The 742-nt window shown below is 51.8% G+C and carries 1 rRNA gene; it reads right to left on the minus strand.

Going from position 1 to position 742, the window contains the following annotated elements:
- A 23S ribosomal RNA gene (locus V6C27_14775) occupies nt 1–649 on the minus strand; the annotation flags it as partial.
- Between the last annotated feature and the right edge of the window lie 93 nt (nt 650–742).

Below are 742 nucleotides of genomic sequence, written 5' to 3' on the forward strand. Positions count from 1 at the left end.
GTCTTAACCTCGCTTGTTAATGTAACTCGCCGGTCCGTTCTACAAAAAGTACGCCGTCACACTTTTAACGTGCTTCGACTGCTTGTAGGCACATGGTTTCAGGTTCTCTTTCACTCCCCTCCCGGGGTGCTTTTCACCTTTCCCTCACGGTACTGGTTCGCTATCGGTCGCTTTAGGTATTTAGCCTTGGCAGGTGGTCCTGCCGGATTCCCACGGGGTTCCACGTGTCCCGCGGTACTTGGGATCCCTCTAGGGTTAATTTGTCTTTCGTCTACAGGAGTGTTACCTTCTGTGCTCCAGCTTTCCAGCTGTGTTCGACTAGACTGCTTAATCCCACCTTGAGGTCCCGCAACCCCAGCAATGCAAGCATCGCTGGTTTAGGCTGGTCCCATTTCGCTCGCCGCTACTCAGGGATTCGAGTTTTCTTTCTTTTCCTCCGGGTACTAAGATGTTTCAGTTCCCCGGGTGCCCTCCGCACTGCTATGTGTTCACTGTACGGTGACAGGGGTTTGCCCCTGCCGGGTTGCCCCATTCGGAGATCTGCGGATCAAGGTTTGCTTGCAACTCCCCGCAGCTTTTCGCAGCTTCCCACGTCCTTCGTCGGCCTAAAGCGCCTAGGCATCCGCCATGTGCCCTTTCTATCTTGACCTTTTTCGGTGAAATTGTAAGTTCTACCTAAATTTTTGTTTAACTTACAACCTCTTTTGGCTTTTCTTTCTCGCTGTGCAGTTTTCAAGGAACA

The organism is Peptococcaceae bacterium 1198_IL3148 (genome assembly GCA_036763105.1).
GTDB lineage: Bacteria > Bacillota > Desulfotomaculia > Desulfotomaculales > Desulfohalotomaculaceae > JBAIYS01.